Raw genomic sequence first — 16,126 nt, 5'->3', positions numbered from 1 at the left:
TCGCTCACCGATTATTGCGTCAGATGCCGCAGGCCCTGCGTCACATCGGTGCGAATCGCCAGCCGAAGCCCCGGTTCGTCCCCCGCTTTCAGCGCTGCCAGGATCATCCGGTGATGCGGCGGCGGCGTGTTGCGGCGCAGGCGGCCATAGAGCGCCCGCATCGTCGGCCCCAGCTGCAGCCACAGCGTTTCGACCATGGCCAGCATCGCCGGCGATTGCGCGCGCAGATAGAGGGTCCGGTGGAATTCCAGATTGGTGCGCACATAGGTCACCGCATCGCTGCGCAACACGGCATCGGTATTCGCCGAATTGATCGCTTCCATCCGGTCGATCAGCGCGGAATGCGCGCGGGGCAGGGCGCGGCTGCCCAGTTCCGGCTCCAGAAGCGCGCGGATCGTCGCCAGTTCCTCGATCCGCTCGTTGCCCAGTTCCGGCGTCTGCACGCGGCCCGATCCCGACATCGTCAGCGCGCCCTCGGCCACCAGACGCTGGATCGCCTCTCGCGCGGGGGTCATCGACACGCCGAATTCGCGGCCGATCCCGCGCAGGGTCAGCGGCTGCCCGGGCAGCAATTCACCATGCATCACCCGCGTGCGCAGCGTGCGGTAGACGCGGTCATGCGCCGAGAGGGACGAGGCATCGGGGCCGGGGCGGGCGGGAACTTCCATGTCCGAAGCGTGATCACAAATCCGCACGGGGCGTCAAGATGGACAAGAGAGCGGGCTCAGACCATCGGCTCGAAGCGATAGCGGTGCAGCCCCGCGCCGTCGGTCTTCAGCCAGCGCCGCGCCTCGTCATGGGCGGGAAACAGCCTGTGCACCTGTGCCCAGAAAGCCGCCGAATGGTTCATTTCGACCAGGTGCGCGACCTCATGCGCGGCGACGTAATCCAGGATCCGCGGCGGCGCCATGATAAGTCGCCAGCTGAACATCAAATCGCCCGTCGCCGTGCAGGACCCCCAGCGCGAGCGCGTGTCGCGCAGGGTCAGCTTGCCCGCAGGGCGCCCCAGGACGGCGCTGTGGGCTGCCACGCGCCCTGCCAGCCGGTCGCGGGCCTGCAACCGCAGGAAGGCCAGCGCGGCGGCTGCCGGGCGCTGGCGCGGCACCAGCAGGTGCGCACCCTCGATCCGGGCGGCGCGGATCGGTGCCGCTTCCAGCGTCAGCATCCGCCCCTCGACCGGGATCGCCACGCCCGGTGTCACTGCAAGCGGGGACTCGGTCCCGGCCACGGCCTGGTCCAGCCAGTCGCGGCGTTCGGTCAGAAAGGCCATCGCGTGGCGCATCGAGGCCCGCGCCGGTACGGTCAGCGTGATTGCCCCATCCAGCCGCGAGACGCGCAGCGAAACCCGCCGGGCCTGGCGTGAGCGTTTCAGCCGTACCGAAAGCGGCGGATCGCCGGGCAATTCGATCGTCTCGGTCTGGGCGGGCATGGATCTTCCTTGCGTCAGGCAGCAGGCAGGACAGAGTCGGGGCGGCGACCCCCGGGGCCGGCACCCCGTGGCACCAAACATCGCCCGAAAGGCTTTGACAAGGCAATCCAACTATGGCAACGGGCGTCGATCCAAAGCATGGGAAGGATTGTCAATGCCCAAGGAAGAATGGGGCGTAAAGCGCCTTTGCCCGACGACGGGCAAGCGATTCTACGACCTGAACAAGACGCCCGTGATCAGCCCCTACACCGGCGAGGTCGTTCCCACGGAGCAGCCGGGCCGCAAGGGCGTCACCGCCGCCACCGAATCGAACAAGTCGAAATCCGCTCCCAAATCCGATTCCGAGAGCGAAGACGTGTTGCTCGACGATGATGACGATGTCGCGGTGGAGACCGACGACGAACTGCTCGAGGACGAGGACGACGATACCGTGTCGTTCGACGATCTGGGCGATGTCGCCGACGACAGCGAAGACGACAGCTGAGCCCCGGACGCTCAGCGCAGAGAATACGGGCGCCCCGTCACGGGCGCCCGTTTGCGTTCTGGCTTCGGCGTGGCAGGTACCGGGGCCGCTCGCGGCGTGCGCCGCCTCGGCCCGATCCCGCGGCGCGCGACGAGATTCGTCCGCGCGTGCATTTTTCCTCTTGATCTGTACCGCGCGAACCCATACACCGCCCCTCGCAGCCCGATGGGATGCACCTCGGTGGGGCCATAGCTCAGTTGGGAGAGCGCTTGAATGGCATTCAAGAGGTCAGGGGTTCGACTCCCCTTGGCTCCACCAAACTTACCAAGCACCTCGTGCCCAGAAGGCCCCGCCATTGGCGGGGCTTCTTCGTTCGCGGTATCTGCAGGACCCGCCTCGGCCTAGGGACGGAAGCAGCAGAGCGAATGGCCAGAACCACGGGCCTGCTCCGCCGGACCCCCGTGACCACGTGATTCCGCATCGGCATCGATGAAATACCCTGCAGAACCGCTTTAAGGGGCTTGTCGCTCCCGACCCCCGCGCTCTTGGTGATGCGGGATAAGCGAAGCGGTGCGAAACTCGACGCGAGCAACTTTCTACACTATGTGCATGTTTCGACTTTTTGTAGACTCTCATGGATCCATGTGTAAACTCCCCAAGAGGGCAGGCGCGTTCTCAATGCGCCCAGTGTCGGGAAATACATGTCTGAGACCATTGATACTTTGGATTTCCGTCGGGACTTTCCCCATCTGGATCGGTGCATCTACCTGAACACCGCAGCGACCGGGCTGGCCGCGCCGGGCACCGGGGAGGCCGCAGCGCGCATGTATGGTGAACTGCAGTCACGCGGTTACGACGCTCAGCCGCTTTGGATGGCCGAGCGCCGGCGCGTCCTCGGCCTTCTGGCGCGTCTCTTGAACGTGGAGGCGGACTGGATCGATTTCGCGTCGAGCAGTACGGATGCTCTGACACGGGCCCTTCAGGCCCTGCCGTTGAAGGCGGGTGAGCGGGTTGTCGTGCCGGACGACGACTTCCCCTCGGTCAAGGCTGCTCTGGAAGACCTGAAGTCCCGGGGTATCACGGTCGCCCGGGTGCCGATTGCGGACGAGGCGCAACGGACCGAAGCGCTGATCGACGCCCTTCCGGGGGCCAGCCTGCTGGCCGTCTCGCATGTGCATTGGGAGACCGGCACGCGGGTGGATCTGGCACGATTGTCTGCGGCCTGTCGGGCGCGGGGCACCCTTCTGGCCGTCGATGGGGTCCATGCCGTGGGCGCGATCCCGGTCGATGCGTCCTTGGCCGATGTCTACGTGACGTCGTTCTTCAAGTGGACGCTTGCCGGCTTCGGCCTTGGGTTGGGCGTGGTCCGGCCCGCCCTGAGGGAGCGGCTGGAGCCGCGGCAAAGGGGCTACGCGAATCTCGCGCCGTCCCGGCTGCTTGCCCATTCTCATGCCAATTATCCGGGCATCTTCGTGCTCGGGGCTGCGCTCGATTATCTGGAGAAGCTGGGCCATGCGCGGATCGAGAACCGGGTGGCCAAGCTGCAGGCGGAGCTTTCCGCGCGCCTGATCGCGGATGGCTTTGCCGTCGCGACCCCGCCGGAGGCGGCGGCAGGGATCGTCGCGCTGAAGGTTCCGGACCCGGAAGGGCTGGCGCGCAGTCTCGATGAACGCGGCATCCGCACCAGCCCGCGCGGCGCAATGCTCAGACTGTCGCCGCATTTCTACAATTCATCTGACGACCTCGCTGCCTGCTGTGCCGCGCTCGTCACCCTAGCCGGACAGGACGCATGACTCCCGAAGACCGACTCTCCTTGCTGGGCCTGACATTGCCATCCGCTCAGGCGCCGCTGGCCTCCTATGTTCCGGCGCGCCAGCATAACGGTATTCTGCATCTGTCAGGCCAGGGGCCGCTGAAAGACGGAGCGCCAACGATCACCGGGCAAGTTGGGGGCGACGTCACCCTCGAACAGGGAATCGCGGCTGCCCGTCTCACGGCGCTGAATGCGCTGGCGGCGCTCAAGGCGGCACTGGGCGACCTGTCCCGCATCGTCGCGGTGCAGAGCCTGACGGCTTATGTTGCGTCGGCGCCGGGGTTTCACAGCCAGCATCTAGTGATGAACGGCGCCTCCGACCTTCTGGTGGAGGTCCTGGGCGAGGCGGGTCGTCACGCACGGGTTGCGGTCGGGACCAATGCTTTGCCGATGAATCTTCCCGTGGAGCTCTCTATGATCGTGGCGGTCACTCCATGACGGTGATCCTGAACCAGAAGCGCGAACCCTTGCATCCCACCTCCGATCCTATCCTGATACCGTCGACGGCCCGTGAACGCGCCCTCGTCATCTCAACCCTGAAATGGGTGGTCAACCACACGTCGGCGCTGCTGGGGCCGGATCTGGAACTCGTGCTTCACGATCTTTCACGACCGGACGCCTCGGTGGTCGCCATCTCGAACGGCCACATCAGCGGGCGTGGGATCGGCAGCGCGATCATCTCCGGGCCATTCGACGACAAGGCGCTCAAGGTGCTGATCGAGAATGGAGAGGTCGACGAGGCGTGTACCGTGATCGCGGATTACCACACGCGCGTTCCGGACGGGCGTACGCTCGACTCGCTGACGCTGATGTTCCGCGATGACAAGGGGCGGGCGTTCGCCGCCTTGTGCGCCAACGCCGACCGCGCGCGCCTGGTACAATTGCGCCAACTTGTGGACGGCCTGTTCGCGCAGCCGGTTACCTCGGCGAATGGCGATGACGATTCCACGGTCTCTGTGGATACGATGGTGCGCAAGATCATTGAGGAAAGCATCGCTTCGGTATCGACCACGCCCAACAGCCTCAGTCGCGATGAGCGTGCTCAGGCGGTACGATTGATGAACGAGCGCGGCTTGTTTCTGGTTCGCTCCAGTGTCGAGATGGCGGCGGAACGGCTGGGGGTGACCCGCCACACGATCTACAACTATCTCGACAAAACGTAGAATTCCCGGGCTTGATGCGACTTGGAGTCGAAAATTTGTTGACCGCAGGGTTTGCGTATGCAACGTTTCTACAAAAAGTAAAATTGCCAACAAAAATTACTTAAAATGTCGAATCTCGGATGGTCCGGATCGACTGGCACCAGGGAGGGACTTCCATGCCACTGAAGACTGGAAAGATCACTTTGACGGCTGCGCTCGCTGGCGCGGGAACGCTGTTGGCGGCGATCAGCGCGTCGGCACAGACCACCTCGCCCACCCTGGAAGCCGTGCGCGAGCGCGGCGAGCTTGCCTGTGGCGTTATCGGCAGCAGCTTCGGCTTTTCGCTGCCCGACTCGCAGGGTGTAATGCAGGGGATGGATGCGGATTCGTGCCGCGCCGTCGCGGCCGCAGCTCTCGGGGATGCCAATGCCGTTCGCTGGGTCCCGCTGGTTCCGGCGCAGCGCCTGACCGCCTTGCAGACCGGCGAGGTCGACGTGCTTTTCGCGCAGCTGACCTGGACCATGTCGCGCGAGACGGACTCGGGCGTGCAGATGACCTCTACCAACTATTTCGACGGCACGGGCTTTCTGGTGCCGACCGCGCTTGGCGTCAGCTCGGCGACCGAGCTCGACGGGGCGAATGTCTGCTCGATTCAGGGGCCGGGCGAGGTCACGGCGCGCGACTATTTCACGTCGCAGGGGATGGAGTTTACGCCGGTCCTGTTCGCTGAGGGTGAAGAACTGCGGGCGGCCTTTCTGGCAGGTCGCTGCGATGTCTACATGATCGACCAATCGGCGCTTATCAGCTTCCGGGCGTCGCTGGGCGACAATGCCGGGAATTTCACCGTCCTGCCCGAGATCATCAGTGCCGAACCGCTCAGCGGCGCCGTGCGCAAGGGGGATCCGCTGTGGTTCGATATCGCGCGCTACGCTCATATCGCGCAGGTCAATGCCGAGAATCTCGGCATCACCTCGGAGAATGTGGACAGCTTCGCCGATGACGCCAGCCCGGCGATCCGGCGTTTCCTCGGCATGGACGGCACGCTGGGCCAGTCGCTCGGTCTCGAGCCGAGCTGGGCGCATGACATCATCGCGCAGGTCGGCAATTACGGCGAGATGTGGGAGCGTCACTTCGGCCAGACGGGCGCAGACCGCGGCGCCAACCGTCTGGCGGGCGACGGGGGGCTGCAATACCCCTATCCGATGCGCTGATCGGTGAGGGGCCGGATGGCGATGGCGAAGCTCCCGTCGAGATGGCGCACCGCCGGGGCGCAGGCATTGGTCTTTGCCCTGGTCGGATTGAGCCTGATGTGGATCTTTGCCGTCACCGGTGCCGAGTTGCGCAGCAGGGGCATCGAGACGGGCTTCGCCTTCCTGACAGAGCCGGCGCGGACCGCTCTGGCCAACGCCCCCTTCGCCTTTACGGCGGGTGAGGACAGCAATGCCCTCGCCCTTCTGGCCGGCGCGGTGAACACGCTGAAAATCTCTGCGCTTGTGATCGTCCTGGCCAGTCTATTGGGGTTGGGACTTGGGCTTGGCAGGCTGTCGCGCAACCGCTTGTTGCGCGGCACTTGCCTGTTCTACATCGAAATGGTGCGCAACGTGCCGGTGCTGATCCACATCTCGCTGTGTTACGCGCTGGTGCTGGCACTGCCCGCGCCGCGGGAATCGCAGCCCGTGCTGGGGATGCTCGTCACCAACCGCGGTCTCTTCCTGCCCACGCCCACCGCCGAGCCTTTGTGGCTGATCTCCGGCGCTTCCGGGATCGTGACCTGCCTGATCCTTCTGGCGATCCGCCGCCGTGGCGGCGGGTGGATGGCCGGCAACCTGGTGCTTACCCTTTTGACCATAGCGGCGATGGCCCTGCCCTGGCTTCTGAGCGGGCGAAGCCCGGCGATGTCAGTGCCGCAGATCGCGGGATTCCGGGTCAATGGCGGTCTCTCGCTGTCGCCGGAACTGGCCGCCATCGTCGTCGCACTGACCCTCTATACCGCGACGTTTCTGGCCGAGATCATCCGCGGGGCGATCCAGTCCGTGCCGCGCGGCCAGTGGGAGGCCACGATGGCGCTGGCCCTCCCCGGCGGAACCGTCCGCCGCTCGGTCATCTATCCCCAGGCCATCCGCGTCGCGCTGCCCGCGATGTCGAATGAATATATTGGCGTCATCAAGAACAGCTCGCTGGCCGTCGTGATCGGCTATCAGGAGATCGTCGGGATCGGCAACACGGTGCTGTTCGATACCGGACAGGCCGTCGAAGTGATGGCGGTGCTGGCCGGTTTCTTCATTGTGGTGTCGCTGGGCTTCAGCGGATTGATGAACCTCATCAATGCCCGTCTGAGCTGGGGGGACCGCTGATGTCCCGTTACCTTGCCGCGACCGAAACCGATGCCCGGCCGGCCCCCGACCGCCGTCGCACCTTGCGCCAGATCCTGATCGAGGATTTCTTCTACGGGCCCGGCGCCATCCTGTGCACGCTGCTCCTGTGCGCGCTTTTGGCGATTGCCGCGTGGAAGCTTCTGGACTGGGCCCTGCTGGACGCGGTCTTCGGCCCGACAGAGACGCTCGACGCCAGTCAGGCCTGCCGCGCGGAGGATACAGAGGGCGCCTGCTGGGCTGTGATCGGGGACAAGCTGCGCCTGATCCTGTTCGGCCTCTATCCCTATGACCTGCAATGGCGACCCGGCCTTGCCTGCGTGCTGATGATCGCGCTCTATGCCCTCTCGGTGCAGCGCGCTTTGTGGCGGCCTGCACTGGCGGGAATATGGGTCGTTTTCCTGGTCGCCGTTCTGATCCTGATGCGCGGCGGGATTGCCGGGCTCGAGCCGGTCGGGGACGATCAGTGGGGCGGTCTGCCCGTGACGCTGATCCTGTCGACGTTCGGGCTGGGTCTGGCCTTCCCGGTGGCCATCGCCCTGGCACTGGCCCGCCAGCAACGACGCTTTCCGATGCTTCAGGCGGCCTCGGTCGGGGTGATCGAGTTCGCCCGTGCCGTTCCGCTGGTGGTCGTGCTGTTCATGGCCAGCGTAATGCTGCCACTGTTCCTGCCGGCCGACTGGCAGGTCTCAAAGCTGTTGCGCGTGCTGATCGCGTTCACGCTGTTCGGCGCGGCCTATCTGGCCGAGGTCATTCGCGGCGGGCTTCAGGCCATCCCGCCCGGTCAGTACGAAGCCGCCTCGGCCCTGTCACTCACCTATGCCCAGTCGATGCGCGACGTGATCCTGCCGCAGGCCCTGCGCATCGTCATTCCGGGGATCGTCAACATCTTCATCGGCTTTTTCAAGGCGACGGCGATCGTCGTCGTGGTGGGGATCTTCGACCTGATGACGGCTGCAAAACGCGCGGTCGCCGATCCGCTCTGGCAGGGCTTCGGGATCGAGGTCTACCTTTTCGCCGGGCTCATCTATTTCGTTTTCTGCTTTTCGCTCTCGCGGTTCAGCGCCCGGCTGGAACGCGACCTCGCAAGGGATCGCGCATCATGACCCACAAAGCCGAAACGCCGCTCCTGTCCATCACGGGCCTCAACAAGTGGTTCGGGGCCTATCACGCCCTTCGCGATGTCGATCTTCAGGTCGCGAAGGGCGAAAGGATCGTGGTCTGCGGTCCCTCGGGATCGGGCAAATCGACGCTCATCCGCTGTATCAACCGCATCGAACGTTTCGAGGAAGGGCGGATCGTGCTGGACGGTCTGGGATCGGCGGCCCGGGGCAGGGCAGGGCAGCGCGAGATCGAGGAGATCCGCCGACAGGTCGGCATGGTGTTCCAGCATTTCAACCTGTTTCCGCACATGACGGTGCTGCAGAATTGCATCCTCGCACCGATGCGCAGCCTGCGCGAGACCCGCGCCACGGCCGAGGCCCATGCACGCGAATTGCTGGCACGGGTCCGCATCGCCGATCAGGCGGACAAGTATCCCGGCCAGCTTTCGGGCGGACAGCAGCAGCGGGTGGCGATCGCCCGGGCCCTGTGCATGCGCCCGCGGCTGATGCTGTTCGACGAGCCCACATCGGCTTTGGACCCCGAGATGGTGCAGGAAGTGCTCGACACGATGGTTGCCTTGGCCGAAGACGGCATGACCATGATCTGCGTGACCCACGAGATGGGCTTTGCGCGTCAGGTGGCGGACCGCGTTGTTTTCATGGATCGCGGCCAGATCCTGGAAGTGGCGCCGCCGGCCGATTTCTTCGATAGCCCGCGCCACGAGCGCAGTCGCGAGTTCCTGGGCCGTATTCTGGCGCATTGAACGCCTCGATCACAGCGGGTTGCGCAGAGCCTCCGGTCGTTAAGCCGGCCGAACAGGAGGGTGTCTGTTCGCTGAGCCCGTCGCCCGGCGGGCGAGGGGACGCACGCCAGACGGCCAAGGCGCCATTGTCAATTTTTCCCTGAAAGAGATGTCAAACCTTTGCAGGTTTGCGATAAAATCCCGCCGCGCCATACTCCGTGCGAACCCCAGTTCTCGGAGTCCCCATGTCCGCAAGTTACTACGCCCCGCACGGAGGGCTTCCTGGCCAGGACCAGCTCTTGACGGATCGCGCCGTCTTTACCGACGCCTACGCGGTGATCCCCAAGGGCACGATGCGGGACATCGTCACCAGCTTCCTGCCCGGTTGGTCCGGTACGCGTCTTTGGGTTATCGCCAGGCCGATGACCGGCTTTGCCGAAACCTTCAGCCAGTACATCATGGAAGTTCAGCCCGGCGGGGGCTCGGACGCGCCCGAGCACGAAGCTGGCGCGCAGGGCGTCCTTTTCATCGTCGAGGGCAAGGCGACGCTCACCGCCAACGGTGAGACGCATGAGCTGACGCCCGGCGGCTATGCCTACCTTCCGCCTTCTGCCGAGTGGACATTGCATAACCGGGGCGAGGCGACGCTGCGCTTTCACTGGGTGCGCAAGATCTGGCAGCCCGCGCCCGGGCTTGCCGAACCCGATGTGCTGATCCTCAACGAGCAGGACATCGCCCCGACGCCGATGCCCGACACCAACGGCGCCTGGGCCACGACCCGCTTCGTCGACCCGCAAGATCTGCGCCACGACATGCATGTGACCATCGTCACTTTCCAGCCCGGCGGCGTCATTCCCTTCCTTGAAACGCATGTCATGGAGCACGGGCTTTATGTCCTGGAAGGCAAGGCTGCCTACCGCCTGAACACCGACTGGGTCGAGGTCGAAGCGGGCGATTTCATGTGGCTGCGCGCCTTCTGCCCGCAGGCTTGCTATGCCAGCGGCCCGGGCAGGTTCCGGTATCTTCTTTACAAGGACGTGAATCGCCACATGCCACTGCGGCTCGGCACGGCTGGCCGATAGGTTCAGCCCAACCTAGCTCAGCGCCTGCCGAGGCTCGCCGCCGATCGACTGCGTCAGGGCGCGGGCCGCCTCCATCACGGGGCGGCTCAACCCCTCGACGGCATCCACGGTCACCCGGCTGGTCGGCCCGGAAACAGAGATGCCCGCCACCGCCTCGCCGGTGACGCCGAATACCGGGGCCGCGATGCATCGCATGCCGATGTTGCGCTCTTCGTCGTCAAAGGCGAAGCCGCGCGCCCGGATCAGGGCAAGGTCGGCCATCAGCGCGTCCTGCGTGACAAGGGTGCGCGGCGTAAATGCCTGCAATCCGCGCGCCAGCCGCTGCGACAGGATCTCGGAATCCAGCTGCGCCAGCAGCGCCTTGCCGATGCCGGATGCGTGCATCTCCGACAAGGTGCCCGGCGGAAAGAAGGCCCGGATATTGGCGTGGGTTTCGACCTGGCTGACGAACAGGACCTTGCCGTCACGCTCCATCCCCAGATTCGCGGTCTCGCCCGTGGCCTCCATCAGCTTGCGCATGATCGGGCGGGCCCGTTCCACCAGGCTGGTGCGTCGAAGAAATCGGGACCCGATGATGAAGGCGCGCGGCCCGATGTGCCACAATTGTTCCTCGGCATCGAATTCAACCAGATCGCGCCCCTCCAGGGTGACGAGGACGCGATAGACGGTCGAGGCCGACTGCCCCATTTCGTCGGCAATGGTGCTTAACGCCATGCCTTGCCGGGCGCTGATGTATTCGAGCACCTCCATCGCCCGGTCCAAGGATTTGATCGTGTTCTGGGATGTCTTGTCATCCCAGTCCCGAGGCCGTCCGCGCGCACGCCGCTTGCGGGATTCCGGATTGTCTTGAGATTCCATGAAATGTCTTCGGACTTCCGCTGAAAATATAGTTCACGATATGAAAAACTCAAACACCTGTAAACACGTGATTTTTCGTCGCCCCGCCCGGAAAAGACGGCGCGCGCGAAAATATATCCCCGTGTCGGGTCCCGCACTAACCTTCTGCGAACGACCCGAAGGAGACCGCCATGAGCTTTCAGAATCCCGTTTTCATTCCGGGGCCGACGAATATCCCCGAGCATTTGCGCAAGGCCTGCGACATGCCGACGATCGACCACCGGTCGCCTCTGTTCGGCAAGATCTTGCACCCGGCGCGCGCAGGCGTCCGCAAGGTTCTGAAAAGCGAAAGCGCCCATGTCTTCATCTTTCCTGCGACCGGGACGGGGGGCTGGGAAACCGCGTTGACCAATTGCCTCTCGCCCGGCGACAAGGTGCTCGCCGCGCGGAACGGCATGTTCAGCCGCCGCTGGATCGACATGTGCCTTCGCCACGGGCTTGAGGTCGAGATCGTCGAAACCCCGTGGGGCCACGGGCTGCCCGCCGACCGGTACGAGGAAATCCTGACTGCCGATACCGGCCACCGGATCAAGGCGGTCCTGGCGACCCACAACGAAACGGCCACCGGCGTGAAATCCGACATCGCCGCCGTGCGCCGCGCGCTCGATGCCGCCGGCCACCCGGCGATGCTGTTTGTCGACGGGGTCAGTTCCATCGGCTCGATGGATTTCCGCTTCGACGAATGGGGCGTGGACGTGGCGGTGACCGGCTCGCAAAAGGGTTTCATGCTTCCGCCCGGGCTTGCCATCACCGGCTTCTCCGACAAGGCCATGGCCGCGACGCAGATTGCGACGCTGCCGCGGACCTATTTCGACGTGAAAGACATGGAAAAGGGCTACGCCAACAATGCCTATCCCTACACCCCGGCCGTGGGGCTGCTGAACGGGCTGAACGAAGCCTGCACCATGCTGCTGACCGAAGGGCTGGAGAACGTCTTTGCCCGCCATCACCGCATCGCCGAAGGGGTCCGCGCTGCCGTCCGCGCATGGGGGCTTGACCTCTGCGCCGCATCGCCGGCGGTGTATTCCGACAGCGTCAGCGCCATTCGCACGCCCGACGGCTTCAACGCCACCGCCATTGTCGAACATGCCGCGCAGACCTACGGCGTGGCCTTCGGCACCGGCCTTGGCGAGGTCGCGGGCAAGGTGTTCCGCATCGGGCATCTCGGTTCTCTCACCGACGTCATGGCGCTGTCCGGCATTGCCTGTGCGGAAATGTGCATGGCCGATCTTGGCCTGAACATCCCGCAGGGCATCGGTACCGGCGCGGCGCAGGACTATTACCGCGCCAACCCCGCGCAGGTTCAGAAGGTCGCCGCCGAATGAAAGACGCAGCCATGGACATCCCGACCTACGAGGACATGCTCGCCGCGCATGAGCGCATCAAGCCGCATATTCGCCGGACGGAGGTCCGCAGCTCGGCCTATCTCAACGAGTTGAGCGGCGCGGAGCTGTTCTTCAAATGCGAGAATTTCCAGGAACCCGGGGCCTTCAAGGTGCGCGGCGCCTGCAACGCGGTCTTCGGGCTCGATGACGAACAGGCCGCGCTCGGTGTGGCGACGCATTCCAGCGGCAACCACGCGTCCTGCCTCAGCTACGCGGCCATGCGTCGGGGCATTCCCTGCAACGTGGTCATGCCGCGGACAGCGCCGCAAGCCAAGAAGGACACGGTGCGCCGCTACGGCGGGGTCATCACCGAATGCGAACCCTCGACCTCTTCGCGCGAGGCGACCTTTGCCCAGGTGCAGTCGGCGACCGGGGGCGACTTCGTCCACCCCTACAACGACCCGCGCGTGATCGCCGGGCAGGGCACCTGCTCGCGCGAGTTCATGGAGCAGACGGACGGGCTGGACATGGTCGTGGCCCCGATCGGCGGCGGCGGCATGATCTCGGGCACCTGCCTGACGCTTGCCACGCTGGCCCCCGAATGCCAGGTCATCGCCGCCGAACCCGATCAGGCCGATGACGCCTATCGCAGCTTCAAGGCCGGGCACATCATCGCCGATGATGCCCCAAAGACCATTGCCGACGGTCTGCTGGTGCCGCTCAAGGACCTCACCTGGCACTTCGTGTCGACCCATGTGAGCGAAATCTACACCGCCTCCGAGACCGAGATCGTGGATGCGATGAAACTGGTCTGGAAACACCTGCGCGTGGTGATGGAGCCGTCCTCGGCGGTGCCCATGGCCTGCGTGCTGAAGAACCCCGAAGCGTTCAGGGGCAAGCGCGTCGGCATCGTGCTGACCGGCGGTAACGTCGATCTGGACCGCCTGCCCTGGATGGTCGGCTGAGCCCAGAAACCCGAAAGGATCCGAGAGATGAAAGACATGACCAACCTCGACGCCTATGATGTGGGCTACGACATTCCCGCCAAGCCCGGCATGGACGAAGCGGACATCCAGACCCCGGCGCTGGTGCTGGACCTCGACGCGCTGGAGCGCAACATCCGCAAGATGGGTGACTATGCAAAGGCTCACGGCATGCGCCACCGCGTGCATGGCAAGATGCACAAGTCGGTCGACGTGGCCAAGCTGCAGCAGGATATCGGTGGCGCCGTCGGGGTCTGCTGCCAGAAAGTGTCCGAAGCGGAAGTCTTTGCGCGCGGCGGTATCAAGGACGTGCTGGTGTCGAACCAGGTGCGCGACCCTGCCAAGCTCGACCGCCTGGCCCGGTTGCCCGAACTCGGCGCGCGCATCATCGTCTGCGTTGACGATATCGACAACGTGGCCGAGCTGTCCGCCGCCACGCAAAGGCACGGCACGCGGATCGAATGCCTGGTGGAAATCGATTGCGGGGCGGGCCGTTGCGGCGTGACCACCACCGAGGCCGTCGTCGAGATCGCCAGGGCCATCGTGGCCGCGGACGGGCTGCGCTTCACCGGCATCCAGGCCTATCAGGGCGCGATGCAGCACATGGACAGCTACGAGGACCGCAAGGCCAAGCTCGACATCGCCATCGCGCAGGTGAAAGACGCCGTCGACGCGCTGAAGGCCGCGGGCATCGAGTGCGAACTCGTCTCGGGCGGCGGCACCGGCTCTTATTACTTCGAGTCGAACTCCGGCGTTTACAACGAATTGCAGTGCGGCTCGTACGCGTTCATGGACGCGGATTATGGCCGCATCCTCGACAAGGACGGCAACCGCATCGATCGGGGCGAATGGGAGAACGCCTTTTTCATCCTGACATCGGTGATGAGCCACGCCAAGGCCGACAAGGCCATCGTCGATGCGGGGCTCAAGGCTCAGTCGGTGGACAGCGGCCTGCCGGTGATCTTCGGTCGCGATGACGTGGAATATGTGAAGTGTTCCGACGAACACGGCGTCGTCATGGACCCTCACGGCGTGCTGAAGGTCAACGACAAGCTCCGTCTCGTGCCCGGTCACTGTGACCCGACCGCCAATGTGCACGACTGGTATGTCGGCGTGCGGGGCGGCAAGGTCGAATGCGTCTGGCCGGTTTCCGCCCGCGGCCGCGCCTACTGATCGCGGCGTCCTCTTGCCCGCCCGGGGAGGGGCGCGGCAAGACACCACCCGCGCAGGCGCCTGCCCTTTTGCCCATGCAGAGCGAAGGGCGGCGGCTGCGCGACAACCAGGGAAGGCCCGGAAAGAGGCCATGAACACACGACAAAAGGGAGAGAGACATGACGGATGTCGTAGGTCAGGCTGCAAGCCAAACCGACACGGGAGCCCATACCGCGCTTGATCCGGTCGCACCGGAAGAAAAGACCTGGGGATGGTTCGCCATCTTCAACATCTGGGCGAATGACGTGCAATCGCTGTTTGGCTATTCGCTGGTGGCCTCGCTGTTCATCTCCTACGGGGTGAGCGGCTGGACCGCCTTTGCCGGGCTGATCGCCGCCGGCCTGTTCACGATGTGGATGGTCAACCTGTCCGGCGCCCCGGGCGAGAAATACGGAATCCCCTACCCGGTCCTGGCGCGCGCCAGCCTGGGCACGCAGGGGGCCAAGCTGCCCGCCATACTGCGCGCCACCGTCGCGGTGTTCTGGTACGGCGTGCAGGTCTATTTCGCCTCGACTGCGGTGGCGTTGCTGATCCGCTCGCTGACCGGGATCACGGGCGGGACCGAGGTGCTGGGCCTGACCGGCATCGACTGGCTGTCCTTCGTGCTGGTCTGGGCTTTCCATATCGTGATCTTCTGGCGCGGCATGTCCTGGGTGGAAACCTTCCTCAACATCGCGGGGCCGTTCGTCTATCTGGTGATGCTGGGGCTGGTGATCGTGCTCTGGCAGAAATCCGACGGCCAGCTGCTTGCCGCCACGCAGACGATCTTTGCCAACCCCGACGGCACCTTCCTGACCGAGTTCAACGGCTTCGTCGCCATCGTCGGCACCATGGTCGCCTATTTTGCCGCGGTGATGATCAATTTCAGCGATTTTTCGCGCTATGCACGCAGCAAACGCGCCATGGTAAAGGGCAACCTGATCGGGTTGCCGTTCAACATGATCCTGTTCTCGGCGCTGGCGCTTCTGACCACCGGCGGCGCGGCCGTCGTCTACGGCGAGGCCATCATCAACCCGACCGAGATCGTCGAGCGTACCGACAGCATCCTGCTGAGCGTGATCGCTGCCGTGACCTTCTTCGCGGCAACGGTGGGCATCAATCTGGTGGCCAACTTCATTCCCGCGGTGAACGGCATCGCCAACCTTGCGCCGGATCGCATCAGCTTCCGCGCCGGCGGTCTCATCACCTCGGTCTTCGCGCTGGTGATCGGTGGTTTCTGGACCAGCTTCATCAGCGAATTCGGCATCGGCGGCTTCGTCAACACGCTTGGCGCCACGCTGGCCCCGATCTTCGGCATCATGATCGTGGACTATTACTGGCACCGCAAGGAAACGCTGGACCGCAAGGCGCTCTATGACCTCGAGGGCGGCGCGTACCATTTCGGCAATGGCTGGAATGTTCCGGCGGTCAAGTCCTTCGCCATCGCTGCGCTGTTCTCGGTGGCGACCGTCTGGGTGCCGGCGCTGAGCTTCCTCAACGGCTATGCCTGGGTGATCGGCGCGGTGCTGGGCGGGCTGATCTACAACTTCCTTACCAAGGGACGCGTGCCTGCGTCCTGATCA

The 16,126-nt window shown here is 64.7% G+C and carries 16 protein-coding genes and 1 tRNA gene; 14 read left to right on the top strand and 3 right to left on the bottom strand.

The features are described 5' to 3' along the window. Positions 1-11: 11 nt before the first annotated feature. Positions 12-668: a GntR family transcriptional regulator gene (locus tag C4N9_RS15875; RefSeq protein ID WP_109534337.1), complete on the bottom strand. Its 657-nt coding sequence runs from the start codon at positions 666-668 to the stop codon at positions 12-14. 56 nt (positions 669-724) lie between these two features. Beyond that, complete coding sequence (locus C4N9_RS15870) at positions 725-1,429, bottom strand: M48 family metallopeptidase (RefSeq protein ID WP_109534336.1); 705 nt, start codon at positions 1,427-1,429, stop codon at positions 725-727. A 154-nt stretch (positions 1,430-1,583) separates the two neighbouring features. Here C4N9_RS15870 and C4N9_RS15865 point away from each other — a divergent pair, with 154 nt between their 5' ends. The 10 genes from C4N9_RS15865 (at position 1,584) to C4N9_RS15820 (ending at position 10,147) form a co-directional block, all read left to right on the top strand. Then, on the top strand, positions 1,584-1,913 hold the full coding sequence (locus tag C4N9_RS15865) for a TIGR02300 family protein (protein WP_109534335.1): 330 nt from the start codon (positions 1,584-1,586) through the stop codon (positions 1,911-1,913). Between the two features lie 221 nt (positions 1,914-2,134). Next, positions 2,135-2,210: transfer RNA gene (locus C4N9_RS15860), tRNA-Ala, on the top strand. A 383-nt stretch (positions 2,211-2,593) separates the two neighbouring features. After that, a complete protein-coding gene (locus C4N9_RS15855; protein WP_109534334.1) occupies positions 2,594-3,685 on the top strand; it encodes an aminotransferase class V-fold PLP-dependent enzyme in 1,092 nt (363 codons plus the stop codon). Beyond that, on the top strand, positions 3,682-4,143 hold the full coding sequence (locus C4N9_RS15850; protein ID WP_109534333.1) for a RidA family protein: 462 nt from the start codon (positions 3,682-3,684) through the stop codon (positions 4,141-4,143). The genes C4N9_RS15855 and C4N9_RS15850 overlap by 4 nt, the downstream gene beginning before the upstream one ends. Further along, positions 4,140-4,868 (top strand): helix-turn-helix transcriptional regulator, encoded by a 729-nt coding sequence (locus C4N9_RS15845; RefSeq protein WP_109534332.1) that lies wholly within the window; start codon positions 4,140-4,142, stop codon positions 4,866-4,868. The genes C4N9_RS15850 and C4N9_RS15845 overlap by 4 nt, the downstream gene beginning before the upstream one ends. Positions 4,869-5,023: 155 nt before the next feature. Beyond that, positions 5,024-6,058: a transporter substrate-binding domain-containing protein gene (locus C4N9_RS15840; RefSeq protein WP_109534331.1), complete on the top strand. Its 1,035-nt coding sequence runs from the start codon at positions 5,024-5,026 to the stop codon at positions 6,056-6,058. A gap of 21 nt (positions 6,059-6,079) precedes the next feature. Further along, positions 6,080-7,201 (top strand): ABC transporter permease subunit, encoded by a 1,122-nt coding sequence (locus tag C4N9_RS15835; protein WP_168192258.1) that lies wholly within the window; start codon positions 6,080-6,082, stop codon positions 7,199-7,201. Then, positions 7,201-8,325, top strand: coding sequence for an amino acid ABC transporter permease (locus tag C4N9_RS15830; protein WP_109534329.1), 1,125 nt, complete (start codon positions 7,201-7,203; stop codon positions 8,323-8,325). The genes C4N9_RS15835 and C4N9_RS15830 overlap by 1 nt, the downstream gene beginning before the upstream one ends. Further along, positions 8,322-9,086 (top strand): amino acid ABC transporter ATP-binding protein, encoded by a 765-nt coding sequence (locus C4N9_RS15825; RefSeq protein ID WP_109534328.1) that lies wholly within the window; start codon positions 8,322-8,324, stop codon positions 9,084-9,086. Before C4N9_RS15830 ends, C4N9_RS15825 begins: the two co-directional genes overlap by 4 nt. A 224-nt stretch (positions 9,087-9,310) precedes the next feature. Then, positions 9,311-10,147, top strand: coding sequence for a bifunctional allantoicase/(S)-ureidoglycine aminohydrolase (locus C4N9_RS15820; protein WP_109534327.1), 837 nt, complete (start codon positions 9,311-9,313; stop codon positions 10,145-10,147). 12 nt (positions 10,148-10,159) lie between these two features. Here C4N9_RS15820 and bhcR read toward each other — a convergent pair whose 3' ends face one another. Continuing rightward, complete coding sequence (gene bhcR, locus C4N9_RS15815) at positions 10,160-11,005, bottom strand: HTH-type transcriptional regulator BhcR (protein ID WP_109534326.1); 846 nt, start codon at positions 11,003-11,005, stop codon at positions 10,160-10,162. Positions 11,006-11,175: 170 nt separating this feature from the next. Between bhcR and bhcA the strand changes: the two genes are divergently transcribed. The 4 genes from bhcA (at position 11,176) to C4N9_RS15795 (ending at position 16,123) form a co-directional block, all read left to right on the top strand. Next, positions 11,176-12,369, top strand: a complete 1,194-nt coding sequence (bhcA, locus tag C4N9_RS15810; RefSeq protein WP_109534325.1) for an L-aspartate--glyoxylate aminotransferase BhcA — start codon at positions 11,176-11,178, stop codon at positions 12,367-12,369. Then, positions 12,366-13,334 carry a beta-hydroxyaspartate dehydratase BhcB gene (gene bhcB / locus C4N9_RS15805; protein ID WP_109534324.1) on the top strand — a complete coding sequence of 323 codons (969 nt, stop codon included), beginning with the start codon at positions 12,366-12,368 and terminating at the stop codon, positions 13,332-13,334. The genes bhcA and bhcB overlap by 4 nt, the downstream gene beginning before the upstream one ends. Positions 13,335-13,361: 27 nt before the next feature. After that, positions 13,362-14,525, top strand: a complete 1,164-nt coding sequence (gene bhcC / locus C4N9_RS15800; RefSeq protein ID WP_109534323.1) for a 3-hydroxy-D-aspartate aldolase BhcC — start codon at positions 13,362-13,364, stop codon at positions 14,523-14,525. A 158-nt stretch (positions 14,526-14,683) separates the two neighbouring features. Beyond that, positions 14,684-16,123, top strand: coding sequence for an NCS1 family nucleobase:cation symporter-1 (locus C4N9_RS15795; protein WP_109534322.1), 1,440 nt, complete (start codon positions 14,684-14,686; stop codon positions 16,121-16,123). The last annotated feature ends 3 nt before the right edge of the window (positions 16,124-16,126 follow it).

It is taken from the genome of Pararhodobacter marinus, assembly GCF_003122215.1.
Classification (GTDB): domain Bacteria; phylum Pseudomonadota; class Alphaproteobacteria; order Rhodobacterales; family Rhodobacteraceae; genus Pararhodobacter; species Pararhodobacter marinus.
This window is presented reverse-complemented; position numbering and strand designations above follow the sequence as displayed.